Below are 26,277 nucleotides of genomic sequence, written 5' to 3' on the forward strand. Positions count from 1 at the left end.
TTTATAGCATGTGCAGCTGCATAAAATAGCCAGAATACGAGCCGTATTTGATAAATCCCATTTAACTAAATGGGATTTATCAATATCAACGTATTTTACTTTTTAGTTAAAAAGCGTTCTTTAACGGCTTCTGCCATTAAATTGGGTGGAATTAAGCCTTGCTCTAACACAAAGTTATTAAATGCCAAGCGATCAAACTTATCGCCTAGGGCTATTTCGACGTCAGCCCTGATCTCCAATAATCGTGATAAGCCATAAAAGTAACTGCCAGCCTGACCAGGCATTCTCATGGTGTATCGATCCACTTCTTGTTTCACTGCCGCTTCTGAAAATACCACCTCATTGCGTAACAATGCATAGGCGTTTTCTTTTGTTGTTAGACCTAGGTTCAACATCGGATCTAACATGGCGCGAGCATTACGTAATAGTCGATGCTGAAGCGCTATAAGCTGTGCTTCAATAGGAAGGTATGGCAACATTTCAGCTTCGGCATACAGTGCCCAACCTTCAACGTTTACGCTGTTAAAAGCATAATAAACACGTGCGAGTGACACGCCCTGCTCCAACATGACCGCAAATTGTAATTCATGGCCAGGTCTGCCTTCATGAGCACTTAATGTATAAGCAACGGCATTAAAATTAAAGTCATCGTAAGCAGCATCCCCGGTTAATGCAGGGTTACCGGTTGTCAGTACAAATTGCCCTTGTTCACCCGTATTACCAATAAACGGTGGCGGTAACATATGAGGCGCTGGACTGCCCGCAGCCTCTGCTTCGCTGGCCAATCGCATAATCATGTCGCGCTCAGGTAAATTGACCACTTTTTTCTGAGTGATTAACGCTTCAAGTTTTTTATTAATGGCTCGATAATGATCTTCAATCTTATCGTTGTCTAAAGAGTCTTTTTTAAGTGCTTTTATCACATCGCGATAATCACTTGATGGCATATTAAACTTTTGCGCAACCAACGGCGCTAACGCCTGCATGTTGGCTTTGGTTATCATATAGCTTGCTTTCGCGCGTTCAATTAACAACTCAGGTTCGATATCAATGCCAACTGTTTTGAGTTTTAAAGCGTAAATTTCTGACGGTAAGCGGAAGTCATCTCGGCTAGTTGGAATAACGGTTTTTTCTGCCCACTGACGGTAATCTGCAATTTGCTGCTTTAGTAGCGACAGATTCTCATCGGCTTTTATGAATTCATTTTTCTCAAACAACTGCTGCAAACCTTGCAATAAGGTATCGGTTCTTGCCAGTGCTTGGTTTACTTCTTCTTTTGTTGGCCCCATTAATTTTTTGTTGGCTAATGCGGCTTCATACAAGGTTTTTGCTTGTTCAGTTAACGCAGGTTGACCCGTTTTACCGACATAACACGCTAAACGAGTATTAGCCGCTTGTTTACGTGTATCTGACATTTGATCATCTAATAATGCCGACACGCCTCTAAATATAATTAACGGCACGTCCACCCAAGGCAACATGTATTTGTCTTCTAATTTACCCGAGGCAATGGTCTGATCAATATTGTTGATAATAATGTTGAGGTCTTGACGAACCTGCAATGATTTTTCAGTATTAAGCGCTTGTAACAACGTCTTTTTACTGGTTTCAAGAGTACGAATATACTTATCTTGTTGTGCCTTAGTAATGCTGCTGCATTGACTATCGGTTTCAGTAATGCCAATTGAACTTGCCATTTCAGGTTGAAATTGACTCGTTACCTGAATTTGTTTGTTGGTGTATGCATTACTGACATCAACCCAAGATTCCGCTGATGATGTGAACGGAATAAGAGCAAGTAGTGGAATCACAGACGTGAGTATTTTGCCTGACATCGGCTTAGTCCTTTTTTTATTATGAATTGATTACTATAACCGAATAAAGATCTAAAGTGATGAGCGCTGAATTAACTAATCTGTAACGAATAGTGATCAACAAATCAGGTTATAAAGTAGACCCTTTTAAAGTAATGATTAGAAAAACAGTCAGTGCATGAGTTACATCTGTATTGTTACTTCGCAGCCAATAAAAAACCGCAGCGATTGACGCTGCGGCTTGTTCTATCGAGAATATAATCGATTTTAGCGGATGAGATAATTGCTCAATTAAAAAGCAAAATCTTCGCTATCAAGTGCCATCATAGAATCGACACCATTGGCAATACATGCCGCATGACCTTTAGCCCTTGGCAGCATGCGCTGCATAAAGAACCGAGCTGTTTTAATTTTAGCCTCATAGAACGCTGGATCGGTGGTGCCTGCAGCCAATTTATCTTGCGCCACTTTAGCCATTTTCGCCCAGAAGAAAGCGAGTGTGACGTAACCGGCATACATCAAGTAATCCACAGACGCCCCGCCGATTTCATCCGGGTTTTTCATCGCCTTGCCACCAATTAACACGGTCAGTTCATGCCACTCTTTGGCATAAGCCATAATCGGTTTAATAAACTCAGCCATGGCTGGGTTATCCATGTTTTGTTGGCAGAATACGGTAACGTCTTTAGAGAAAGGCTTTAATACTTCACCCTGAGTACCAATAATTTTACGAGCCAGTAAGTCTAATGCCTGAATACCGGTAGTACCTTCATATAAACAGCTAATCTTGGTATCGCGCATTAACTGTTCCATGCCCCACTCTTTGATAAAGCCATGACCACCAAAAATCTGCACACCGTGGCTGGTACATTCAAAACCCAGCTCTGAAAGGAATGCTTTAGCAATCGGCGTTAATAAGGCTAACTTTGTTTCAGCATCAGCTTTAATGGCTTCGTCTTTTTCGGCATGGCCAATATCAACTAGCTGGGCAAGATACGAAATTAACGCACGGCCACCTTCAGCAATCGATTTCTGAGTTAACAGCATTCTGCGAACATCTGGATGAACAATGATTGGGTCAGCTGGGCCGTTAGGATTTTTAACCCCGCTGATTGAACGCATTTGTAGACGATCTTTTGCGTATGCCAAAGCCCCCTGGAATGACGCTTCAGCAGCCGCAACACCTTCACTAGCAACGCCAATACGGGCAGCATTCATAAAGGTGAACATGCACTTAAGGCCGCGATTCGGTTCACCAATCAAATGTCCTGTAGCGTCGTCGAAATTAATCACACAGGTCGCGTTACCATTAATGCCCATTTTGTGTTCAATAGAACCACAACTCACGCCGTTTCTATCTGAAATGGTGCCATCTTCGTTAACGTTGAATTTAGGTACGATAAATAATGAGATACCTTTATTACCTTCTGGCGCACCAGGAATACGGGCAATAACGATATGGACAATGTTGTCAGAAAGATCATGCTCGCCAGCTGAGATAAAGATTTTAGTGCCGCTTAATGAATAACTGCCATCGGCCTGTAACTCAGCCTTGGTGCGCAACATACCTAAATCGGTACCACAATGCGGCTCAGTTAAACACATTGTGCCAGTCCACTTACCTTCAACTAACTTTGGCATAAATTGTTGTTTTTGAGATTCTGTGCCGTGTGCTTCAATGGTGGCTAAAGCGCCATGACTTAGCCCTGGATACATGGCAAAGCTATGGTTAGCACTGGAAAACATCTCAGCAATACTGATATTTAATGAATGCGGTAATCCTTGGCCACCAAACTCTTCAGACTGAGATAACGTTGGCCAACCACCTTCTACATATTGAGCGTACGCCTCTTTAAAACCATCTGGTGTGGTCACCACACCGTCGTTCCATGTACAACCTTGCTGATCGCCTATTTGGTTTAATGGTGCAACAACCTGTTCGGTTAATTTTGCCGCTTCAGCAATAATCGCATCAACCATATCGATACTGGCATCCTGGTAACCCAAACGCTGATAGTGCCCTTCACAATCTAGCAGTTCTTGCATAACAAATTTTACGTCACGAATGGGGGCTTTATATTCAGGCATTGTTACTCTCCATGTCATTATCAATCTATATCTAGTTAGTGATTATTTGGATGAATTTTTCCATGCAAATAATATTTGTTACTACCGATGCTAAGTTAACTACAAGTATTATCCAAATGCATAATAATTATATGTATACATTCGTTTGAATTATAGTTTGTCAGTATTGTTAGACTTACAGTAACAACTTCGCAACAAAACCGCCTCAGCCCTCGACGATTATTCATCCTACGCATAACTAAAAACACTCAGACGGTGAAATTCCTCAGTGCATTATTCGTTATATGAATAGTTGCTTATCAAAATAATTGATTTGTTTAATTATAAAACACCCCCTAGCATGATTTGGCGGTTAATTGTTCACTAAAGTGGTAATGACGTATTTTCAGGATAAATTTTCAACATAGAAAATTAAGCTGATTGATCCCCCCTTGATGTTATTGAATAACGCTAATTTTACAACGCTATATATTTACAGGTTACAAATAAGAACGCTTAAGCGTCATACATATCTTTTGTAAATCAATGTATTGGCAAGCTTGTTTAATAACGATTAGTCATCGTCTGGGGAAATAAATGAATAATAATAAATCAACATATTTTAAGCATTCTTTACTCGCATTTGCGATTATGGGAGTAATTAGCTCAGCTGCAAATGCTGAAGATGAAAAACCAAAAGCACAAAAAAGTGCAGACGATATAGAAAGAATCGTCGTAACGGCATCTAAACGTGCCAAAGGATTACAGGAATCTCCTGTGGCCATTACGGTAGTGAGTAGCAAAGCAATAGAGCAAGCTAAAGTAATGGACATAACAGACTTACAAACTCTGGTACCAACTCTACGCGTCACCCCACTACAACGTTCAACTAACACCAACTTCTCAATTCGTGGCTTTGGTAATGGCACCAACAATACGGGTATTGAGCCTTCTGTTGGGGTATTTATTGATGGTGTGTATCGCTCTCGTGCGGCATCTCAAATAGGTGACTTACCAAGACTGCAGCAAATTGAAGTGCTAAGTGGACCACAAAGTACCTTGTTTGGTAAAAATGCTTCCGCTGGGGTCATTAGCGTCACCACGCGAGAACCCGCTTATTATCAAGAAGGTAAAATTGAAGTTGGCGTAGGTAATTTCAACCAAAAAGAAATTAAAGGTTATTACACCAATGGCATAACCGATAATTTAGCATTCAGTGTTTCTGCTGGATTGAACAAAAGAGATGGTTACACTGAAAGTGTGGTGGTTTTAGACGATATTAACGACCGTGACCGTTGGAATATTCGAGGTCAGGCACTGTACGAACCAACTGAAGACGTAAAACTTCGATTAATTGCTGACTATAGTAAAATTGAAGAAGCATGCTGTACCGTAGAGAATTCAATTAATGGCCCTACTACTGGCGCTGTGCGTGCGCTCGGGGGCATGGACCTTGATGAAACAGATTCATTTGCTTATCAATCTACTCTTAATTCCAATCCCGATAACAACGTCAAAGATGGTGGAGTATCACTGCAGCTAGATTTTGATTTTGATGGTTATTCATTTACCTCAATCAGTGCATTTCGTACCAACGATTCTGATTTTATGAATGATGTCGATTACACTTCTCTCGATATTTTGAACGAAGGCGGCTACACCGATATCGAAACAATTACCCAAGAGTTTCGCTTAACCTCTACCGGTGAACGTCAGCTCGAATGGATGTTTGGCGCATTCATTTTTCATGAAGAAGTGACCACTGGCGATACCTTGTATTATGGTAACGACATTAGAAATTACTTTGATGTGTTGATGGCTGCTGGTGGTGCTCCGGGTTTATTAGCGGGTGTTGAAGGAGTATATGGCCTGGATCCCGGCACATTTTTCTCAGGTGACTCGGCAGTAAGTTCTGAGTTTGAACAAGAAAATGATGCTTACTCGATATTTGCCAGTTTTGATTACCATATCAGCGACGATTTTACCGCCATATTTGGCGTGAGTTACACCAATGACCAAAAAGAAATCAACATCACTCAACAACATTCCGATGTCCTTTCTGCACTTGATTTAGACACAGTGCCAACATTGTATGGCGTGCCTATTGGCAGTATTCCTCAGTTGGCACCTGCGGTACCAGTGATTAAAAGTTTGCAGTTTTTACCCCCTATGCTGGGGTTACCAAATGCTGTTGAAAACAATCAATCAGATGATAGTAAAACCACGTGGTCACTACGCTTAGCTTACGAAATTAATGACAATGTCAATATATTCGCTACAGCAGCAACAGGTTTTAAAGCAACGTCTTGGAACTTATCGCGTTATTCAAGCCCTTTCGCAGCGGATCAATCTGCATTAGAAACGGCAGGCTTAGCACTTCCCAATCAGGTTTATGGCGGCCGTTATGCCTCACCTGAAGAAGCCATGGTGTACGAGCTGGGCATTAAAACTCAATTCGAACACGGATCATTTAGCGCAACCATATTTGATCAAACCATTGAAGGGTTTCAGTCATCTATTTTCATTGGCACAGGTTATGTACTGGCCAATGCGGGTAAACAAAGTACCCAAGGTATTGAGTTCGACTCTAATTATAACCTCACTGAAGATTGGTCATTTACCTTAGCGGGTACCTTCCTCGACCCTGTTTACGACTCGTTTGTTGGTGCATCAGGTTTAAACGGACCGGTTGATTTATCTGGCGAGAAACCGGCTGGTATTCATGAAGTCAGTATCACTGCCGGTATTGTGTATAACTTTGAAGTCTTTAATGGTGCCGATGGCTATGTTCGTACCGATTACCTTTTCGAAAGTGATACTAAGCTGGCTGAAAATACCCCTGAATCATTATCTCGCGAGGTAAACACCTTCAACGCAAGTACGGGACTGGCATTTGATAATGGCGTCAGTTTACAGCTTTGGGTGCGTAACTTAACCAATGATGAATATCTGTTGTCGGCATTCCCACCTCCAATTCAAGCGGGCAGTTTTAATGGTTATCCAAATCAACCACGTACCTTTGGAGCCAATATTTCGTACCAATTTTAACTAGCTAAACAGTCTGCAGTGACGGTAATAGCGCTTTACTGCCACTGCAGACTTTTTTATTAACATCAAGATTAAGCAACTGATTTATATCGCTAATAACGCTATAAACTCACTATCAATAAAACAATAAGAGTGTCCTATATGTCTATAGAATCAATATTAAAAAACCGTTACTCAGCACGCGCCTTTCTCGACAAACCGGTTGCCAAGGAAACCTTGGATTTGATTTTTGCACATGCACAGCTTTCTCCTTCCAATTGTAATGTGCAGCCATGGCAAACTTGTGTGGTTTCAGGTCAGACAAAAGACACATTGAAACAAAAGTTTATGGAAACACTCATGAGCGGCGCCTCGCCAAATCCTGACTTTAATTGGCTACCGCAATATCAAGGTATTCATCGTGATCGTCAATTTGGCTCAGCGAATGCGTTGTATAGTGCAATCGGTGTTGCACGAGAAGACAAAAAAGCCCGTCAAATGGCGATGGTACGTAACTGGCAGTTTTTTGATGCGCCACATGCGGTGTTTTTCACTATGGATAAATACTTAGACATTATGGGCGCTGTTGATTTAGGTATATATGCTCAAACACTGTCATTGATTATGGCAGATCACGGCATATCAAATTGCATGCAAGGTGCATTAGGGCAATTCCCTGACCCAGTACGAGAACTATTAAACCTCCCTGCCGAGCGCGGTATTTTATTTGGGATGTCTTTTGGTTACGCCGATGACAGTGCAGCGGTAAACAATACCCGTACCGATCGTGAATCCATTGAAAACGCTGTGGCATTTTTCGATTAACCAGTCATGACTAATGAGATTGAATATGAAACTAGAGCATAAAAATATTTTAGTGGATAACGTCAATATTCATTATGTTGAATCAGGGCAATCTACCGAAGCAAATAACGTATTTGCTGTAGCTGACATCACTGCACTCAAACCGACAATAATATTTTTGCATGGATTTCCTGAATATTGGGGTACATGGTCAGCTCAACTGAGTTTTTTCTCACCACATTATCGTGTTATCGCACCCGATTTGCCGGGATATAATCTAAGCGATAAACCAGACGATGTTAGTTTTTATGCGGTACCCAATCTTATCGGCTTTATGGCCAAGTTTATTGCTGCAATTAGCCCTACTCAGCCTGTTATTTTAGTCGCCCATGATTGGGGCGGCGCTATTGCTTGGCCATTAGCAGCGTTTCATGCTCAGTTAATCAGTAAGCTGATAATTGTTAATGCGGCTCACCCAAGTACCTTCACTCGAGAAATGATTAACAATCCACTACAACGCAAAAAAAGTGCTTATATACATCAATTAATCAGCGAATTGGGGGAGTCATTATTAACGCAAGATGATTATCGCTATTTAAGCGAAGACATCATGGTTAGTACCAACCCAAGCGTGTTTACCGCCGCTGTAAAAGCGCAATATAAACAAGTTTGGAGCCAAGCAGGCGCAATTAATGGCATGTTGCAATATTATCGCGCTATGCCCCAACTGGCAGAAAATGACACAGATAATCAACGTTGTAATTCAACAACGGCATCATCCCTAGACACAACATCGACTCAAAATGACACAACTAAATCGAGTCCCGTTAAACAAGCATCGCAGCTTAAAGTACCCAATATACGGATCAATGTTCCCACATTGATTTTATGGGGCGAACAAGACCTTGCCTTCGTTAATGAGAATCTCGATAACATTCATCACTATGTGCCTAACTGCATCATAAAACGTTTTCAAGACACCAGTCATTGGCTACAACACGAAAGACCAGACGAAGTGAATGTCGCCATTAATAATTTCATAAACGATTAACATTTATTTAAAGAAATTTAAAAACAACAAGTTAATTACATCCTTAGTTAAAGGCTTGTTGTAAAACAAACTCAATATAGTGCGCTGAATAACAAACGAAATAATAATAACGATAAAGGGATTTTATGACGACATTAACATCACAAACTCAACAGGCACTCGTATTTGAAGTGGCTAAAAATGACTTGTCACAAACACGTGTTGTTGAGCTTAATATTGAGCTGCCATTGGCTGAAAATGAAGTATTACTTAAAGTGAGTAAATTCGCGTTAACCGCAAATAACATCAGCTATGGCATCACTGGTGATGCATTAGGTTATTGGCAATTCTTTCCTGTTAACAATTCCCCTTTGGATACTGCTTCAAATTCGATTACGTCTAAAGCTAATACAGTTCAACACACTCAATGGGGACGATTACCTGTGATGGGGTTTGCAGATGTGGTGTCATCAAATAATAAAGATATCAACGTTGGTGAACGAGTATGGGGATTTATGCCGATGGCGACTCATTTCAAAATCATTGGCGGTAAAGTTAACCCTACGGGATTTTCAGATCTCAATCCATGCAGAGAAGGCCTATCTCCGGTTTATGCGCGCTTTGATCGCGTCAATGCTAATCCTTTTTATCAGCAAAAAAATGAAGACTACGACATCTTATTACGCGGACTGTTCACCACGTCTTGGCTAGTGGATGACTTTATGTTCGACAATCAGTATTTCTATGCGACTCAGTATCTGGTAACCAGTGCATCCAGTAAAACCAGCATTGCCCTCGCCTTTGCCATTAAGCAAAGAGGTCAACGCAGTGCGATTGGTATTACCTCCGAGGCCAATTTAAGTTTCGTTAAATCATTAGGTTGTTACGATCACGTTATTAACTATAACGACATCACCACCCTAGATGCCAATGTTGCATCCATCTTAGTGGACATGGCCGGTGGTAAAAACACCTTAGCCGCTATTCATAACCACTTTAACCAACAACTGCGCTATTCATGTCGGATCGGTGCAACCCATCATGGCGATATTGACTTAACAGACACACAAAGTGATGGTCTGCTACCAGGTGCGACTCCAACATTCTTCTTTGCACCAACGCAATTGAAAAAACGTAGCCTTGAATGGGGCGTTGGTGAAACCATGAAACAAATGAATCAATCGTTACTCAATTATATCGAGTTTTGTCGTTCTAACATCACCCTATCCCACACCCATAATCTTCACCACGTTAATGATATTTACCAACAAGTGTTAACAGGCACCGCTGATGCCGCGGTTGGCCAAATCATCTCGTTTGATACAAGTTCATCATAAACAAACCCAGTATAAACACGCTCATAGTAGAAAAATAAAAAAGGACGTTATCGGCCCAATAAAGGTCATATTTGAATGAGGTTATTATGGAAGATATTGAATTAGTGACATTTGTTAACACGCAAGTTATCCCTGTTTGCATCTTTTTAATTATGATGGGCATGGGGTTGTCTTTAGTGACAGATGATTTTAAACGCGTGCTTAAGTACCCAAAAGCAGTCGCGATAGGACTAACTAACCAGCTACTTTTGTTACCTATTATTGGCTTTGCATTAGCCAATATCATGCCATTAGAACCAGAATACGCAGTAGGAGTCATGTTACTGGTACTGTGTCCAGGTGGCACAACATCCAATATGTTTTCTCATTTAGCGAAAGGTGATGTGGCACTGTCGGTCACCATGACGGCGGTGGCCAGTTTAATTACCGTGTTTACTATTCCCGTGGTGCTTAATTACTCATTAATTCACTTCATGGGGCAAGGCAATGAATTCCAGTTACCAATACTGGCAACCATGTTTAGCTTAATGAAGCTGACTATTGTGCCTATTGTAATTGGTATGATGATAAGACGTTACGCACCTAAAATAGCAGAAAGCACTCAAGTTCATGTGTCACGTTTTGGCATATTGTTTTTGACGTTGTTGATTATATTTTTAACGTATATTCAGCAAGATATCGTTATTCCAGCACTTATCGCCGCTGGGCCAGTATCGATTATTCTTAATATCTCAACCATGTTGCTTGGATATTATTCAAGTAAATTGTTTGGATTAAATTTGGCGCAACGCACCTCGATTACGATTGAAGTCGGCTTACAAAACAGTACCTTATCAATGTTTATGGCATTAACACTGTTAGCTAACTACAAGATGTCTTTCACGCCCGCGATTTACACACTCACAATGCTCTTTACCGCAGGGATTCTAGCGGGTATGTTAAATTCAAAGTATTTTAAATCAAAAAGTAATAGTGAAGTGATGGCCGATAACGCCTAGACGAAAACTAATAATTAAAATAAAAAAGGTAAAAAATGGAATTGATCACCGTAGTAATCGAAAACAATGTGCATGTTATTACCCTGAACAATGGCAAAGTGAATGCAATATCGCCTGAAGTCATCGCTCAAATTAACAGTGCATTAGACCACGCAGAACAACAAAATGCGGTTGTCATATTAACTGGCCAACCTGGTATTTTATCTGGCGGTTACGATCTTAAAACCATGAAGCAAAGTTCACAAGCTGCAATTGCTTTGGTCACTGCGGGCTCAACGTTAGCTCGCAGAATGCTGTCATTCCCAACACCGATTATTGGTGCCTGTTCAGGCCATGCCATTGCTAAAGGTGCATTTTTACTACTCAGCTGTGACTACCGTATTGGCAGCACAGGGCCATTTAAAATTGGCCTAAACGAAGTGGCTATTGGGATGACAATGCATCAGGCTGGCATTGAAATCGCGCGTAATCGTATACCGCAAAACTACCTGTCGCGGGCGGTAATCAATGCTGAATTATTTGCACCAGAACAAGCGGTATTGGCAGGTTTTCTTGATCAAGTGGTTGAGCCAGAACAACTCATGGACACTGCACATGCCGTGGCTAAACACATGCAAACACTGAACATGCCTGCGCATTTGGGAACCAAGTTAAAGGAGCGTCAGTCTATTCTTGCCTCTTTGGATGCAGCAATAGAACAAGATAAGCTTATTACATTGAATTTATAAGGATATAAATATGATATCGCAAAAGACCTACCAAACGCTCTCTGTCGACATTAACGATAAAGTGGCCCACATCATCCTCAATCGACCTGACGCATTAAATTCAATGAACGTCGATTTTTGGCATGAGTTTCCAAGCGTAATACACGAGATTAATAATCAATCTGCGGCTCGCGCGATTGTTATCTCGTCTACAGGCAAGCATTTTAGTGCTGGTATGGACCTAGCCGTATTCAATGCAAGCAACAGCGACGATAATATCGAATTAGGTCGTAAACACGACCACTTACGCCGTTTAGTCCTCAAATTGCAAGATTGCTTTAATGTGCTTGAAACAGCCCGTATGCCTGTACTCATGGCCATTCAAGGTGGCTGTATTGGTGGTGCTGTCGATATGGTCACCGCGGCAGATTGCCGTTATTGCACCAGCGACGCTTTTTTTAGCATCGAAGAAACCAAACTCGGCATGACCGCTGATGTAGGGACCTTGCAGCGTTTACCTAAATTGATTTCAATCGGATTAGTGAAAGAGTTAGCCTACACAGGCCGAAGAATGCCTGCGGCTGAAGCCAAAGCAGCCGGATTAGTTAATCATGTATATGAAGACCAAGCATCAATGTTAACTGCTGTATTAGGCATTGCTGCAGATATTGCCGCCCGCTCGCCTTTAGCCGTTACCGGCAGTAAAGAGATGATTAACTATGCCCGCGACCACAGTGTCGCCGACAGTTTACATTACATGTCGGTATGGCAAAGCGGCATGTTCCAACCTCAAAACGACATGATGGAAATCTTTAAAGCGAAAGCGCAAAATCGTGCGCCTGAATTTGAAGAGTTAACGCAAATTGACCCATTAAAAATATTCTAAGCATTGGGTAAACCAGCGTTATTGCCAATTAACTTAGCTCATGACTGAATTAATTTAATCATTAATAGCGCTAACCCTTTAGAGTGAACTATGACAAAACCTTTGATAAACCTAGTGCATGCCAATGGCTTCCCCGCTGGCAGCTATAAAACATTTCTACAAGAGTTTGATAACGACTACCGTACCGTTGCCCACAATCAATTTGGCCATAATGTTCTGTATCCAATACACAATAACTGGCAACACCTTGTTACTGAACTTGTTGAATTTATTAAGAAGCAAGATGAAAAAGTCATTTGTGTTGGGCATTCATTCGGCGGTGTTATATCGTTTATCGCTGCTTGCCAACATCCTGAGCTTTTTCGAGGTTTAGTGATGCTCGATCCACCTGTCGTCACCGGCGCATTCTCACATTTGCTGAGTTTTATTAAGCGAACACCTTATATTGATAAGCTTTCTCCAGCAGGAAAAGCCAACACACGCCAAAATCACTGGCCAGAAAACACTAACTTAGTTGATTATTTTTCACAGAAAACATTGTTTAAAAACTTTGATTCTCGTTGCTTACAAGACTATGCATCATCAAGTGTGGTGCTACGCAATAAACGTTTAGAGCTCAGCTTCTCTCCTGCCGTCGAAGCCGACATCTTTAGGCATTTACCGACCAACCTTGTTAAATACAAAAACAAACTGACCGTGCCAGCAAAACTGATTTACGGTGAAAAGACTCAGATATTCCCGATTAAACATTTTGTTCGGTTTGCAAAACTGAACGACATCGAGTTAATGACGCTACCCAATGGCGGACACATGTTTCCATTAGAACAACCAGAAAACACCGCCAATATGGTCAAACAGATCATTAAAGACTGGTGATAATTACCATTACACTTGGCAACTAACTCAAATAACTCAAACAGATAAACAATCTATTTTAAGAGGCCCAATATGATTAAACCAATCAGTTTGCTATCTACCCTCGCGCTTTTGGGCTTATCTTATTCAGTCTATGCACTGCCGTTAAATAACATCCAATTACCAGCAGGGTTTACCATTGATGTGTATGCTGAAAATGTTGAAAATGCGCGCCAGATGGCGCTTGGTGACAACGGAACTGTTTTTGTAGGCAGTCGCAAAGCAGGTAATGTTTATGCCCTGATAGACAGTGATAATGACTTCAAAGTCGATAAGAAAATCATTATCGCAACGGATTTGTTTATGCCATCCGGTCTTGCTTACCATAATGGCAGTTTGTATGTCGCTGAAGTCGATAAAATCTGGCGTTATCCTGATATTGAACAATCATTACCCACGATTCCTAAACCAGAATTGGTGTACGACAAGCTGCCTAACAAATCCCATCACGGCTGGAAATTTATCGCTTTTGGCCCAGATGGAAAGCTGTACATTCCCGTCGGCGCGCCTTGTAATGTGTGTGAAAGTGAGCTTCCCTTTGCCAGTATTTTACAATTAGATCTTGAAACAAAACAAACCACTATCGTCGCTCAAGGTGTACGCAACAGTGTCGGATTTGATTTTCACCCACAAACAGGTGAGTTATGGTTTACCGATAATGGCCGCGACATGATGGGCGATGATTTACCCGATGATGAGCTTAATCGAGTCACTCAAACTGGGCAACACTTTGGTTTTCCTTATATTCACAACACAGATATTGCCGATACAGATTTTACTAACCCCAAAATCGCCAAACTCAACACGCCTCCGGTATTAACCTTAGGTGCTCATGTTGCTGCATTAGGCATGGAGTTTTATCAAGGTAGTCAATTCCCTGCTACTTATAAACAATCAATCTTAATTGCCCAGCACGGCTCGTGGAACCGCACTAACAAAGTGGGTTATCGCATTATGCAGGTGGCACTTGAGGGGAATAAGGTGATTGATTATAAGCCGTTTGCCACGGGTTGGCTTGAAGGCGAACAAAGCTGGGGCCGACCTGTTGATGTGATGACCCTGGTAGATGGCTCTATCTTGGTATCTGATGACTTTGCCAATGCTGTGTATCGGATTAGTTATACCAAGTAATAAAAAGCCAAGCGTTAAGCTTTAGCTGTACGACTGGGATACAGTTTGATCACTATCAAACTCACTCTTGGACAAAAGTGTATTTAAGATATGGCCTGCGGCCACTAACGTCGTGGCGCTTCGCCCACACCAGACCAAGTGGAAACCAACGGCTGTTCCCTCTTGGAACTCCCAGCCGCCCCGCAACATTTTCGCTATTTACAAAACAAGAACTGCGAAAAGGTCGCCATGGGAATTGATCCATCTTTGAATCTCGTTTGTAATCGGCCTCGGCCTTACTCGAAAATGCTAACGCTTTCGATGGTACATCCTGTACCGCGAAAGCTAGCCTGACGTCCTGTCAGGCTCACGCTATTTTCTTCAACGGCCTCAAGTTCAGAGTTGAATTTATCCATTCCCAATAATGTCTTCTGACTCATTTATGGACTGAAATCGGTTAGATCTTAGGCTCTAAAATTTACGGTTCACATTATCATTGCTAATGATTAGCTTAAGAAAGTGAGTTTATGTTCACTAAAAGATGGATCGCAATTCACTCTTGAAACAAGAAGCTAACCAGAAAGCTTAGCTAGACGTTATAAATGAACCGCTCTCACCTCCTAAATCCATTTAGACGTGTGCGGAGCCGCATGCAGGGTAGTGTGGGGACTGGAGGCTAAATACCTCCGGCTACCCGATTAGTTGCAACAACGTTAGAGATGATAGGTTAAATTATTTATAAATATTAATAATAACAATGCCGCTAAAAAAGACTATAAAACTAAGTAATTGTATAACATTACTTGCAATAAATAACTTTTGGACTTCTTTAGGTACTTTATCTCTTTGCTTTAATCTATCACAACGTTTTGCCTGCCAATAAAATTGAAATATCAGTCCGTAACGTGAAACACCTAAAGTTGCTGAGAATATATTCAATGAAAACGAATAGTAGTTATCATCAATAATATCCTCAACCATGGGTAGCCATTTGTTTTTTATAAAAAAAATAAGTAATACACTAGTAATAAGTAGGCATATTCCTGCACAAAACAAGATGAGTGACATTTGAGTTGTCAAACTTAAATTGCTGAATATCAACGAATTATACTCTTTGATTTATAGATCTCTTCACCTAAATACTCTCCTCCAGAGCCCCCATACTTCCCACCGACAAAACCAGTACCAGCACCAACGACTAAAGAACACCAAAAGAGGCTGGTTCCTGCACTTGGTGCACCAAATATAATGTTACAGCCGCCATAAGCAACTAACCCACCCAAAGCCCCACCACCAATACTACCAGCAGCCTTCCCTGTTTGGGTATATTTCGATTTACTACATTGAGAATCATCACCAACGGTACAAGCTTTTTGAATGTTAGATACTGCATCAACACCTGTTAGCATAATTCCTAAATAGCCTACACGTTTCAAATTACGTGACATTTCAGCTACTGCTGCATAGTTCTTATGAAAGTTGGGTACAGTTGTGGCATTTGCAGGCTGCTTATTCCACTGTTGAATGATGCTTTTACTGCTTAGTCCCAAATTACTACGGATATCACCAGCCACAAGTTTTCCACCTAAACTTGGTTGTCCAAAACGACTTAATGCTGCATCCAATCTAGCAAATTGTATTTTACGTTGGGTGAAAAAATTCTTATTATGTAGGTTACCATTTGATTTATAACTAGTAACATAGGTTCGCTCTATATCTTTCAAAATAGATTTAACTTGGGCTGTATGAGCATTCCACGCGGTATTACTTACGCCTATCAATAAGCCGTTATAACTAGTAATATTTGAGAAAAACTCATATCTATTTACTAGCAATTGCTTTTCAGAGTTACTCAATTTTAATAAAGTTAAATCAACTGCTTTAGCGACATTTAAAAATTCAGCTTCCTCAATTGTGCATTCTTGAGCATCTGCTGGAGATAGCAATACCACCTGTCCTACTTGAACAATTCCATTCTTAATATGGGAATTAACCATTTTAAAGTGTTTGTAAGTATTCTCGGAGGGAGAGTTGTACATAGTCATAATCAGTTGATCAACAGGCATCTGTTTTTCTATCGATATGTTCTTAACCAGCACTGGGAGTGGCTGAGGCTTGTTAAGCCACCGCAGGTCAAACGCCTACCGGATATTCTAACCCCTGCCGAAGTCTCAATCGTCATTAGCCTCACCCATAAGCTGCGATATCAAGTGTGATTTAACCATGTGCAGCATGGGATTGCGTCTCGGTGAAGCAATTTCATTGCAGGTTGGCGATATCGATTCTGCGTTGATGCTGGTGCATATTCATGACACCAAAGGCGGCAAGGATAGGCTTGTACCCTTACCATAACGCACATTGTTAGCGCTGCGGTATTATTGGCAAACTCATCGTCATCCCCGGCATGTTTTTCCTGGTAAAGACGGTAAACCTGACTCACTGATAGATTGCGAATTAATGTCGTTTAAAAAACAAACGATTAAATTTATTTGCAACATTATCAATCAATTATACTTTTCTAAATAAATTTGCATTACAACTTTAGGCCTACCTAACGAGTTGTTTGATTTTAATTAAGCTAAATCTATTTATACCTGTATATAAAACCAGCTCATTAGGTTATGCAATCTAGCAAATAAAAAATGGTTTCTGTAAAAGAGTATTATCAATTAAATTTTGTATGTAAAACGAAGGGAACCATTTTTAAATAGGGCTTTGGTTCTAAGTAACTTTGGGGCATAAATGATTTGCATACCTTGCTTGCAATTGGCGTCATTCAACTCTGAACTTGAGGACGTTGAAGAAAATAGCGTGAAGCTCACATGGCCTTTCTCGCACATCCATGTGCTACAAGGCATTCAGGCATCCTGCCTATCAGATGTGAGCTTAGCTTTCGCGGTACAGGATGTACCATCGAAAGCGTTAGTATTTTCGAATAAGGCCAAAGCAGTCTGCAAATGCAGGTCAAAGTTAAATTTAACCCCATGGCGACCTTTTCGCTTTTCAGAAAATGTTGCGGGGTGGCTGGGTGATCCAAGAGGGAGCAGCCGTTGGTTTCCTTTTGGTCTGGTGTGGGCGAAGCGCCACGACGTTAGTGGCCGCAGGCCATATCTTAAACAAGGTTTGGGGCAAAGACGTGTTTCAAGGTGGCCTAGTGAATGACCGTAAATTGCACAGAATTACTAAATCTCTACTATGTTCTGCCCTGATAATGTTAAAATCTCCGCATCAGAATTACCGAGAAACTCAATGTTTATCCATCATGTTAACGGCATCGACTGGCTAGTTATCACAGGTTTTGAAGAACTGAAAACTATGTTTATCGAAGAAGCCGGTACGATACCCTCTTGCTTCTCTACCGCCAGCGAATTGAACCTGGTTGATCAGGCAAAGCGAACTTATAGATATTTGCCTACTCTCAGCGGCGTAATCACCGATATAGGTACATATCAAAGACAGGGTAACGAAGAAGATTTGGACCCACAGCTTGCCTGCTTAGTTGAGGGGCATGGTCGGGTATTTATCTATTACGGCGGCTTTGTAGCTTTTGTGGATGACGAGCAAACCTTTATTACCCGAATAGACTGAAAATTATTCAGTAAGTTGAAATCGGCGAATTGGCATCCCTAGCAAGGAATGGGGCATAAATAATTTGCATACTTTGCTCGCAATTGGTGTGATTCAACTCAGAACTTGAAGTCGTTGAAGACTCTTTATACAAGAATGCGTGAAGCTCACATGGCCTTTCTCGCACATCTGACCGATAAGGATATTGGAAATGTCATTAGGATGTAGGGAACATCATTGACCATGTGCTACAAGGCATTCAGGCATCCTGCCTATCAGATGTGAGCTTAGCTTTCGCGGTACAGGTCGTTCTTTGGCATCTGACCCATATGGATATGGGGAATGTCATTATGATGTCGGGAACATCATTGACCTTGCCATCACGACATTCGTGAATCCATTCACATCAGATTCCCATCGGAAGCGTTAGTATTTTCACTTCTTATTACAAGATGGGCCAAAGCAGTCTACAAACGAAGTTCAAAGCTAGATAAATCCCATGGCGATCTTTTCGCAGCTGTTGTTTTGTAAATAGAGAAAATGTTGCGGTGCGGCTGGGCCAATTCTTTTATAAAGAGTAAAGAGGGAACAGCCGTTGGTTTCTTCTTTGTCTGGTGTGGGTGAAGCGCCACGACGTTAGTGGCCGCAGGCCTTGTGTGAAACACATGTTGAAGCACAAATACCACCAACTATTTGCTCAACAACCAAATTTGCCCATGCATTATAAATCGGTGCTCCTGGGTGAAACCCATCGGTAGCCATCACTTGGCGCATAAACTCCAGCATAGTGATATCAGGTTGTGGGTTTTCTAATGGTAATTTAATTAATCTGAAACTTGTGGATTGGTCGACTTGTTGATTTAATTTAATAAGTAATTGCTGTAATTGGCGATTAAATTGATTTGCTCGCTGGCCTAAACTCCAACGAAGTGGATGTGGCAATGCAGGAAATAGCCCCAAAGGCGGTAACGCTGTGACCAATATCAATTTGGGTCTGTATCGCTTTGTAATCAGTTCAAATAACGTTTTTTGTTGCAGCAACCACTTCTCGCAACTGATTGATGAGGTAATGTCATTCACCCCTAACGATGTCACGATGACATCATAATGCGTTTGCCCGAGTATGGGATGTGCGTTATCAATCTGCTGTTGTAAGGCTTGTAAAGTGGTATATGTTGTCGAACCTGTTTTAGCAAATAAGCCATAACTAAACTCGAGTTGAGGACTTAATAGCTCAATAACCTGTCCCAATAATGCATGCTGTTGAATTGTAACTCCCACTCCTGCAGCGGCTGAGTCGCCCAAAATAAGCAAACTCAACGCAGGATTGGGCCCAGTTTGCCCGACACGCTCGCCCTCGGGTTCCGGTAATCTTGGCGTAGTGCGGCGAACCTTAAGCCCCTGAAACACCAACAACGGGGCTAACATGAGTGACACTCCTTGATACAGCATGGTTATCCTTTATTCACTATTAAACGAATCCTAATATTGTCACTCAGCACGGCTTAATCATTAATGCAAAATAGACCCTTAACGATTATCAGCAATAAAGTTCACTACAACGTCGGCTAATATTTCACCTTTGTCCTCTTGCAAAAAGTGCCCTGCAGCGACGATAGTGGTGTGCTTTTGCCCTTTTGTTCCTGGAATGAGTTTTTGCATCAAGGCATCACCACCCGCAGTAATCGGATCTGAATCGCTAAACGCGGTTAAAAATGGCTTTTGCCATTGGCACAATACTTTCCACGCGGCGCGGTTTTTATCTGCAGCAGGATCGTCAGGCGTTATTGGCACTAATAACGGGAATTGACGCGCGCCCTCTTTGTAGCGCTCATCTGGAAACGGCGCATCGTACGCAGCAATAACCTCAGCACGTAAAGTCGATACACAAGCGCTGTTAATTAAGTTGCCCGTTGGGAATATCTCAACGTCTTGTGAGAACTGACGCCATTTTTTAAATGCTTCACCTGGCTCATGGTCACCAGTGGGTAACATGGTGTTGGCACAAACAACCCGTGCAAATCGCTCGCTTTCTTCGGCGGCTAAACGTAAACCAATTAATCCGCCCCAATCCTGACAAACCAAGGTAATGTTAGTGAGATTAAGTTGCAGCATCAGTGATTTAATCCAATCGACATGACGTTGATAAGTATAGTCGTTACGGTTTGTCGGTTTATCTGAGCGACCAAAACCAATAAGATCAGGAGCAATAACACGATGACCGGCTTTAACAAGAATGGGGATCATTTTGCGGTACAAAAAGCCCCAGGTCGGCTCACCATGTAATAACAATATTGGTGCGGCATCCTTAGGGCCTTCATCAAGATAATGGACTCTCAGTTCACCACCCTCAGTGTCATCAACGGTTAAGTAATTCGCAGTAAAATGGTAATCAGGTAAATTGGCGAAACAACTGTCGTCGGTACGTAAAAAATCCATATTAATTCCCTTCCTTATTGTGTTTTCTATCAATATTGTCTGAGTAATGTAACCTCGCGCTAAATAAGCCACATTGCTGACTGTCACTGAACCTTGAATGTTGACGTCACGGCGTCAGTTTATTGCACGCAACGAACTGACATTAACTCAGATCCTTAATCGCCCGTCCTATTCCATCAACCGTTAACGGATACATTTTATTGTTCAGCAACTGTTGAATAATGGAAATAGAATGATGTATTGGCCAGCGATTTTCCGGTTGTGGATTAAGCCATGCCACTTTATTGAAATGCCCCAGCAATCGATTCATGTATTCAATGCCGGGCTTTTCATTCCAATGTTCAACACTGCCGCCTTTAGCGATAATCTCGTAAGGCCCCATAGTCGCATCACCGACAAAAATGACTTTATAATCGGCACCAAATGTTCTGATGATCTCTTCTAAATTAATCACTTTATCAAAGCGGCGGTTATTATCTTGCCAGAGATTTTCGTACACACAGTTATGAAAATAAAAGAATTTTAAATGCTTAAACTCACTGTGCGCCGCAGAAAAAAGCTCTTCACATGTATGAATATAATCATCCATTGAGCCGCCAATATCGAAAAACATCAACACTTTAACGGCATTGTGACGTTCCGGTTCCATGTGAACATCTAACATTCCGCCGTTCTTGGCAGTTGAACTGATAGTGGTATTAATATCCAGTTTTTCACTGGCCCCAGTGCGGGCAAATTTTCTGAGTTTTTTAAGGGCCAATTTAATATTTCGAGTACCCAGTTCACGGTCTTGGTCGAAGTTTTTAAACTCGCGCTTATCCCACACTTTCACGGCACTGTTATTACGGTTTTTATCTTGGCCGACTCTAATCCCTTCAGGGTTATAGCCATAAGCACCAAACGGAGATGTGCCGCCTGTACCAACCCATTTATTGCCGCCTGCATGACGTTTTTTCTGTTCTTCTAGACGTTCTTTTAACGCCTTCATTAATGCTTCAAGCCCGCCTAAAGATTTAAGCTTGTCTTTTTCTTCTTGAGAAAGGTGCTTTTCAAACTCCTTTCTTAGCCAATCTTCGGGCAGAATTTTATCAAATACATCAATACTTTCGATGCCTTTAAAATACTCAGCAAAGGCGTTATCGTACTTGTCGTAGTGGATTTCATCTTTAACCATGACAATTTTGGCAAGGTTATAAAACTCTTCCACATCGGCAAACACCACCCCAGCTTTTAGTAACGCAATCAAATCTAATAGCTCACGTAAGCTACAAGGCACTTTGTGCTTTTTTAGGATCAGAAAAAAATCAATAAACACGATGCACTACCTGTTTCTGCGGCTCATAAAAGCAAGCTTTTCAATCAATGAAACGTCTTGTTCATTTTTAAGCAATGCGCCAAACAAAGGAATGATGTCTGATTGTTTATTTAACAAAGTGCTTTGAGAAATATCATCCGATATTAATAACTTAAGCCAATCGATCAATTCAGATGTTGAGGGTTTTTTCTTAATACCGTTGACATCTCGTAAATCGAAAAACACCTCTAATGCTTGCTGTAACAAGTCTTGCTTAACATTAGGATGATGCACGTCGATAATTTTTGCCATTTCATCTTTGGTGGGAAATTTAATGTAATGGAAAAAGCACCGTCTTAAAAACGCATCTGGTAGCTCTTTTTCGTTGTTAGAGGTAATGATGATAATGGGACGTTGTTTAGCTTTGATAACCTGTTGAGTTTCGTACACATAAAACTCCATTTTATCGAGTTCTTGTAGCAAGTCGTTAGGAAACTCGATGTCCGCTTTATCAATTTCATCAATCAGCAATATCGGTCTTTGTTCTTCTTCAAACGCATGCCATAGCTTACCTTTAACGATGTAATTACCGATGTCGTGTACACGCGCATCACCTAACTGACTGTCACGTAGACGGGACACAGCATCATATTCGTATAAACCTTGTTGCGCCTTGGTGGTCGACTTAATGTGCCATTGATACAGTTTACAATTAAGAGAACGAGCAAGTTCTTCTGCTAACTGGGTTTTACCCGTGCCCGGTTCGCCCTTAATTAATAACGGTTTCTCTAAAGCAATAGCGGCATTTACCGCTAAAGTAAGCTCGTTTGAGGCAATGTAGTTCTGTGTACTTTTAAACATGGTCAACCTTTTCATTTATGTCATTTTGCCGTAGCAAGCTTTTTCATGTATTTGTTTGGGCATATATCTGGCTTTAAGCCACGTTAATGGCAACCGGCGTGCCATTGAATGCTGCATTTCCTGTTAGCATATCAACTCTAGCGGCATCCGTTAAATCATTAATGCTCACGCCTGGCTGCGCAGATGCCACTGACATGTTAGTGCCTTGCTGATTATGGCCCCACCCTTGCGGCATACTCACAACACCTTGTTGAATATCGTCAGTAATAACCACTTCGATTTCAATTTGGCCAACGGCTGAACGAACAGACACGATTTGCCCCAGTGTTATCCCAAGCTGTTTAGCATCTTCAGAATGCACTTCTAAAGTGCAAGGATTTTTACCTTTAGTTAAGCGCTCGGAGTTTTGTGTCCAGGTGTTATGACTTTTCACTAAACGACGACCGATTAAATCAAATGGATAAGCCTTGTCGCGTGCAGTTGGTGTCATCATCGCGTCTAAACGTGGTAAGTCACCAAGGTACACTTGTGGGAATAAATTAACCTTACCGTCTGCGGTTTTAATGCGTTGTTCAATACAGGGCATTAACGGGCCAAGGTCGATACCATGCGGATTGTCTATTAACTTTTGCAAGCTGATGCCTTGTTCACCATACGGACCATTTTTGAGTTCCATGTCCAGTATCATCTCTGGGGTGACTTTTTGCATTGGGTCATCGGCAGGCAGGTTTAGCATTCTGGCTGAAATCTCTTTTAGAATTTGCCAATCGCTGCGTTGTTCTGGCAGTTTTTCAAATAATGGTGCTGAGTATTTCACCGTGTTTCGCACCGAAAATGAATTAAAGAAAATATCAAAGTGGGAATTCTCGACTCCTGTAGTGCCCGGTAAAATAATGTCTGCGTATTTGGTAGTTTCATTTAAATAGATATCTACCGACACCATGTATTCAAGCCCAGCAAAGGCTTGTGCCAATTGATGACCACTGGGCGCTGACAATACAGGATTGCCCGCGACGGTAATGAGGCTTTTAATCTGCCCTTCACCCTCGGTTTGTATTTCTTCTGCTAAGGTTGCCACCGGGAATTCGCCATTAAAGAATGGCAATTGACGAACACGAGTGTGATGCTGACCAAATGAGCTTTTATGGCCTCGTTTATGATTACGTAATAAATCAAACGCAGGTTGTGGAAACATCGCCCCACCGGCACGGTCAAAGTTGCCAGTAATAATATTGAGTACATTGGTGAGCCATAAACATAAGCCACCGAACGTTTGAGTCGAGGCGCCCATGCGGCTATAACAGACCGCAGATTCGGCCGCCGTCATGTCATCTGCAAGCGTACGAATACTAGCGGCATCAATACCGACAAACTCTGCTACCGCTTCTGGCGAATAGCCTTTGGCAAGCTTAGCTACATCGTCCAATCCTTCAACCATGTTCTCTAAATGGCGTAAATTGACCTTATCATTGGCAAACACACAGTGAATTAATGCCAGTAACAACAGGGCATCTTTTTCAGGTCGAATAAATAAGTGCTGGTCAGCAATGTTAGCGGTGCGGGTTTTGCGCGGATCGACCACAACAATTTTTCCGCCACGCTTTTGAATCGCTTTCATTCGCCCAATGACGTTTGGCGCGGTCATCATGCTGCCGTTCGATACCACCGGATTTGCGCCAATGATCAACATAAAGTCAGTTCTATCAATATCAGGAACCGGAATTAACATGCCTGCACCAAACATAAAGTTAGACGCAACATGATGAGGTAATTGATCAGCCGAAGCTGAGCTAAAGCGATTGACCGTACCTAGTGACTTCATAAAAGGTTTAAGCACTAATGCATTGCCTAAGCTGTGGGCGTTAGGATTACCTAAATACACCGCTAAAGCATTGTTGCCATGTTGCTGTTGAATACTTTTAAACTTAGCGGTGATTTCACTAAATGCGTCATCCCAACTAATGGCTTGCCAACCTGAATCGGTACGTTTGATTGGGGTTTTTAAGCGATCTTTATCTGTATAAAAATCTTCCAGCGCCAATGCTTTAGGGCAGTTGTAACCTTGGCTAAAGGGATCGAGCTGATCGCCTTTGATCGACAAAATTTGTTTGTCTTGATATTTTATTTCCAAGCCACACATGGCTTCACAAATATTGCAATTTCTATAATGGGTTTTTATGTCGCTCATATATATCGCCTGACTTGGAAAATGAATGTAAATGTAACTGAAACGCCAACGTTAACTCACCTAATAACTCAGCTAATAACGCACCTAATAACACACCTAATAACACAATGCTGACGGTGCTATTAGGCTTTATTTGGCGAGGTTATGTGGTTGCTAAGCTCCGTTATGCCCCATTAATAACTAAGGCTTATCGATTGCTGATAGCCATAACACTTACAGTTTGACGATTAACTTGCCTTTGTTTTTACCAGTGAAAAACAAATTCAAGCCAGTCATTGCAGACTCGAGTCCATTTAATACGTGGGCACGATGCTTAATTTGCCCTTTCATCACATAAGGGGTTAATTTTTCAAGTAATGCAGGCACATCACCGAAATGATCAGGCATGGTGAAACCTTGGATAATCAAGCGCTTTTTAATCACTTGGATCCAATTAGGACCTAAATCAGGCACTGCTTTCGGGTAATCCGCAATCATGCCGCATACCACAATACGCCCATGGGCGTTCATTCTGGCAAACACATGATGTTGAATTGGGCCGCCAGTATTTTCAAAATACACATCAACGCCATCTGGGGTTAACTCGGCAAGCTTTGCTGCAATATCATCGGTTTTGTAATTAACTGCGCCGTCAAAACCAAGCTCATTTACGATCCAATCTGCTTTTTCGTCACTGCCGACAACGCCAATCACTCTTAGTCCGTCTGCTTTAGCAAGCTGCCCCACAATAGAGCCAACAGAACCTGCCGCGCCAGAAACCACAATAGTTTCACCTTTTTGTGGTTTACCTACGTTGAAAAGTCCCTGTGTTGCTGTTAAGCCCGGTAAGGCGAATACCGATAAAATAGCTTCGTCTGGTAATGGCGCGGTGACTTTATTTAACCCTGCACCATTACTTAAAAAGTATTCTTGCCAGCCCATCATGCCCATTACGCGGTCGCCCACGTTAAAATCAGGGTGATTGCTTTCAACAATTTCACCAATGCCTGAGCTGCGCATCACATCACCTAACTCAACTGGTGGAATATAGCTTTCGGTGTCTGCGCTCATCCAACCAAACATGGCAGGATCCAGTGACATATGATTCTGTTTTACCAAAAATTGCCCTTGTGCCACTTTCGGCATGTCTTTATGGACCACTTCGAATAATTCAGGACCGACTGGGCCACCGGTTGGACGGGCGATTAAGTTAATTGCTTTGTATGTGGTCATGTTCAAATCCTTTTTTAATGA

Annotated in this window: 21 protein-coding genes; 11 read left to right on the plus strand and 10 right to left on the minus strand. The window is 41.7% G+C overall.

Annotated elements, in window-relative coordinates; all coding sequences use genetic code 11:
* Positions 1-95 precede the first annotated feature (95 nt).
* Both AAEY98_RS06595 and AAEY98_RS06600 read right to left on the minus strand, forming a co-directional pair.
* Positions 96-1,835, minus strand: a complete 1,740-nt coding sequence (locus AAEY98_RS06595; protein WP_351015754.1) for a DUF885 domain-containing protein — start codon at positions 1,833-1,835, stop codon at positions 96-98.
* Positions 1,836-2,105: 270 nt separating this feature from the next.
* Positions 2,106-3,902 (minus strand): acyl-CoA dehydrogenase C-terminal domain-containing protein, encoded by a 1,797-nt coding sequence (locus tag AAEY98_RS06600; protein ID WP_351015757.1) that lies wholly within the window; start codon positions 3,900-3,902, stop codon positions 2,106-2,108.
* Positions 3,903-4,478: 576 nt separating this feature from the next.
* Between AAEY98_RS06600 and AAEY98_RS06605 the strand changes: the two genes are divergently transcribed.
* From AAEY98_RS06605 to AAEY98_RS06645, 9 genes are all read left to right on the plus strand, one after another.
* The gene (locus AAEY98_RS06605; protein ID WP_351015760.1) at positions 4,479-6,929 is read left to right on the plus strand and encodes a TonB-dependent receptor; all 2,451 of its coding nucleotides are present in this window, start codon (positions 4,479-4,481) and stop codon (positions 6,927-6,929) included.
* 141 nt (positions 6,930-7,070) lie between these two features.
* The gene (locus AAEY98_RS06610) at positions 7,071-7,733 is read left to right on the plus strand and encodes a nitroreductase (RefSeq protein ID WP_351011715.1); all 663 of its coding nucleotides are present in this window, start codon (positions 7,071-7,073) and stop codon (positions 7,731-7,733) included.
* 25 nt (positions 7,734-7,758) lie between these two features.
* Complete coding sequence (locus AAEY98_RS06615) at positions 7,759-8,763, plus strand: alpha/beta fold hydrolase (RefSeq protein ID WP_351015763.1); 1,005 nt, start codon at positions 7,759-7,761, stop codon at positions 8,761-8,763.
* Positions 8,764-8,888: 125 nt separating this feature from the next.
* On the plus strand, positions 8,889-10,079 hold the full coding sequence (locus AAEY98_RS06620) for a DUF2855 family protein (RefSeq protein ID WP_351015766.1): 1,191 nt from the start codon (positions 8,889-8,891) through the stop codon (positions 10,077-10,079).
* Positions 10,080-10,165: 86 nt separating this feature from the next.
* Positions 10,166-11,077 (plus strand): bile acid:sodium symporter family protein, encoded by a 912-nt coding sequence (locus AAEY98_RS06625; RefSeq protein WP_351015769.1) that lies wholly within the window; start codon positions 10,166-10,168, stop codon positions 11,075-11,077.
* Positions 11,078-11,112: 35 nt separating this feature from the next.
* Positions 11,113-11,805: a crotonase/enoyl-CoA hydratase family protein gene (locus tag AAEY98_RS06630; RefSeq protein ID WP_011637505.1), complete on the plus strand. Its 693-nt coding sequence runs from the start codon at positions 11,113-11,115 to the stop codon at positions 11,803-11,805.
* Between the two features lie 10 nt (positions 11,806-11,815).
* Positions 11,816-12,670 (plus strand): crotonase/enoyl-CoA hydratase family protein, encoded by an 855-nt coding sequence (locus AAEY98_RS06635; protein WP_351015773.1) that lies wholly within the window; start codon positions 11,816-11,818, stop codon positions 12,668-12,670.
* 90 nt (positions 12,671-12,760) lie between these two features.
* Entirely contained in the window at positions 12,761-13,546 is a 786-nt protein-coding gene (locus AAEY98_RS06640; RefSeq protein ID WP_182743429.1) for an alpha/beta fold hydrolase, read from the plus strand.
* 72 nt (positions 13,547-13,618) lie between these two features.
* Entirely contained in the window at positions 13,619-14,716 is a 1,098-nt protein-coding gene (locus AAEY98_RS06645; RefSeq protein ID WP_351015776.1) for a PQQ-dependent sugar dehydrogenase, read from the plus strand.
* Between the two features lie 711 nt (positions 14,717-15,427).
* Here AAEY98_RS06645 and AAEY98_RS06650 read toward each other — a convergent pair.
* On the minus strand, positions 15,428-15,676 hold the full coding sequence (locus tag AAEY98_RS06650) for a hypothetical protein (RefSeq protein WP_351015779.1): 249 nt from the start codon (positions 15,674-15,676) through the stop codon (positions 15,428-15,430).
* Positions 15,677-15,792: 116 nt separating this feature from the next.
* Positions 15,793-16,761, minus strand: coding sequence for a hypothetical protein (locus AAEY98_RS06655; protein WP_351015782.1), 969 nt, complete (start codon positions 16,759-16,761; stop codon positions 15,793-15,795).
* 166 nt (positions 16,762-16,927) lie between these two features.
* Between AAEY98_RS06655 and AAEY98_RS06660 the strand changes: the two genes are divergently transcribed.
* Together AAEY98_RS06660 and AAEY98_RS06665 are read left to right on the plus strand one after the other, a co-directional pair.
* The gene (locus tag AAEY98_RS06660; protein ID WP_351015785.1) at positions 16,928-17,047 is read left to right on the plus strand and encodes a site-specific integrase; all 120 of its coding nucleotides are present in this window, start codon (positions 16,928-16,930) and stop codon (positions 17,045-17,047) included.
* Positions 17,048-17,944: 897 nt separating this feature from the next.
* Positions 17,945-18,283 (plus strand): cytosolic protein, encoded by a 339-nt coding sequence (locus tag AAEY98_RS06665; protein ID WP_351015788.1) that lies wholly within the window; start codon positions 17,945-17,947, stop codon positions 18,281-18,283.
* A 615-nt stretch (positions 18,284-18,898) separates the two neighbouring features.
* Here AAEY98_RS06665 and AAEY98_RS06670 read toward each other — a convergent pair.
* From AAEY98_RS06670 to AAEY98_RS06695, 6 genes are all read right to left on the minus strand, one after another.
* Entirely contained in the window at positions 18,899-19,690 is a 792-nt protein-coding gene (locus AAEY98_RS06670; RefSeq protein WP_351015792.1) for an SGNH/GDSL hydrolase family protein, read from the minus strand.
* 102 nt (positions 19,691-19,792) lie between these two features.
* Positions 19,793-20,701 carry a haloalkane dehalogenase gene (locus AAEY98_RS06675; RefSeq protein WP_351015795.1) on the minus strand — a complete coding sequence of 303 codons (909 nt, stop codon included), beginning with the start codon at positions 20,699-20,701 and terminating at the stop codon, positions 19,793-19,795.
* A gap of 142 nt (positions 20,702-20,843) precedes the next feature.
* Entirely contained in the window at positions 20,844-22,016 is a 1,173-nt protein-coding gene (locus AAEY98_RS06680; RefSeq protein ID WP_101087185.1) for a vWA domain-containing protein, read from the minus strand.
* A 6-nt stretch (positions 22,017-22,022) separates the two neighbouring features.
* On the minus strand, positions 22,023-22,856 hold the full coding sequence (locus AAEY98_RS06685; protein WP_101087184.1) for an AAA family ATPase: 834 nt from the start codon (positions 22,854-22,856) through the stop codon (positions 22,023-22,025).
* 73 nt (positions 22,857-22,929) lie between these two features.
* Positions 22,930-25,044, minus strand: a complete 2,115-nt coding sequence (locus AAEY98_RS06690) for a molybdopterin-dependent oxidoreductase (RefSeq protein ID WP_351015798.1) — start codon at positions 25,042-25,044, stop codon at positions 22,930-22,932.
* Between the two features lie 213 nt (positions 25,045-25,257).
* Positions 25,258-26,256, minus strand: a complete 999-nt coding sequence (locus tag AAEY98_RS06695; RefSeq protein ID WP_351015801.1) for an NADP-dependent oxidoreductase — start codon at positions 26,254-26,256, stop codon at positions 25,258-25,260.
* Positions 26,257-26,277: the final 21 nt, after the last annotated feature.

This window comes from Shewanella sp. AC91-MNA-CIBAN-0169, from assembly GCF_040310165.1.
Lineage (GTDB): Bacteria > Pseudomonadota > Gammaproteobacteria > Enterobacterales > Shewanellaceae > Shewanella.

Coding starts and splice junctions, on each gene's coding strand:
- AAEY98_RS06595 (WP_351015754.1), bottom strand. CDS start 1,835: ATGTCAGGCAAAATACTCACGTCTGTGATTCCACTACTTGCTCTTATT.
- AAEY98_RS06600 (WP_351015757.1), bottom strand. CDS start 3,902: ATGCCTGAATATAAAGCCCCCATTCGTGACGTAAAATTTGTTATGCAA.
- AAEY98_RS06605 (WP_351015760.1), top strand. CDS start 4,479: ATGAATAATAATAAATCAACATATTTTAAGCATTCTTTACTCGCATTT.
- AAEY98_RS06610 (WP_351011715.1), top strand. CDS start 7,071: ATGTCTATAGAATCAATATTAAAAAACCGTTACTCAGCACGCGCCTTT.
- AAEY98_RS06615 (WP_351015763.1), top strand. CDS start 7,759: ATGAAACTAGAGCATAAAAATATTTTAGTGGATAACGTCAATATTCAT.
- AAEY98_RS06620 (WP_351015766.1), top strand. CDS start 8,889: ATGACGACATTAACATCACAAACTCAACAGGCACTCGTATTTGAAGTG.
- AAEY98_RS06625 (WP_351015769.1), top strand. CDS start 10,166: ATGGAAGATATTGAATTAGTGACATTTGTTAACACGCAAGTTATCCCT.
- AAEY98_RS06630 (WP_011637505.1), top strand. CDS start 11,113: ATGGAATTGATCACCGTAGTAATCGAAAACAATGTGCATGTTATTACC.
- AAEY98_RS06635 (WP_351015773.1), top strand. CDS start 11,816: ATGATATCGCAAAAGACCTACCAAACGCTCTCTGTCGACATTAACGAT.
- AAEY98_RS06640 (WP_182743429.1), top strand. CDS start 12,761: ATGACAAAACCTTTGATAAACCTAGTGCATGCCAATGGCTTCCCCGCT.
- AAEY98_RS06645 (WP_351015776.1), top strand. CDS start 13,619: ATGATTAAACCAATCAGTTTGCTATCTACCCTCGCGCTTTTGGGCTTA.
- AAEY98_RS06650 (WP_351015779.1), bottom strand. CDS start 15,676: ATGGTTGAGGATATTATTGATGATAACTACTATTCGTTTTCATTGAAT.
- AAEY98_RS06655 (WP_351015782.1), bottom strand. CDS start 16,761: ATGCCTGTTGATCAACTGATTATGACTATGTACAACTCTCCCTCCGAG.
- AAEY98_RS06660 (WP_351015785.1), top strand. CDS start 16,928: ATGGGATTGCGTCTCGGTGAAGCAATTTCATTGCAGGTTGGCGATATC.
- AAEY98_RS06665 (WP_351015788.1), top strand. CDS start 17,945: ATGTTTATCCATCATGTTAACGGCATCGACTGGCTAGTTATCACAGGT.
- AAEY98_RS06670 (WP_351015792.1), bottom strand. CDS start 19,690: ATGTTAGCCCCGTTGTTGGTGTTTCAGGGGCTTAAGGTTCGCCGCACT.
- AAEY98_RS06675 (WP_351015795.1), bottom strand. CDS start 20,701: ATGGATTTTTTACGTACCGACGACAGTTGTTTCGCCAATTTACCTGAT.
- AAEY98_RS06685 (WP_101087184.1), bottom strand. CDS start 22,856: ATGTTTAAAAGTACACAGAACTACATTGCCTCAAACGAGCTTACTTTA.
- AAEY98_RS06690 (WP_351015798.1), bottom strand. CDS start 25,044: ATGAGCGACATAAAAACCCATTATAGAAATTGCAATATTTGTGAAGCC.
- AAEY98_RS06695 (WP_351015801.1), bottom strand. CDS start 26,256: ATGACCACATACAAAGCAATTAACTTAATCGCCCGTCCAACCGGTGGC.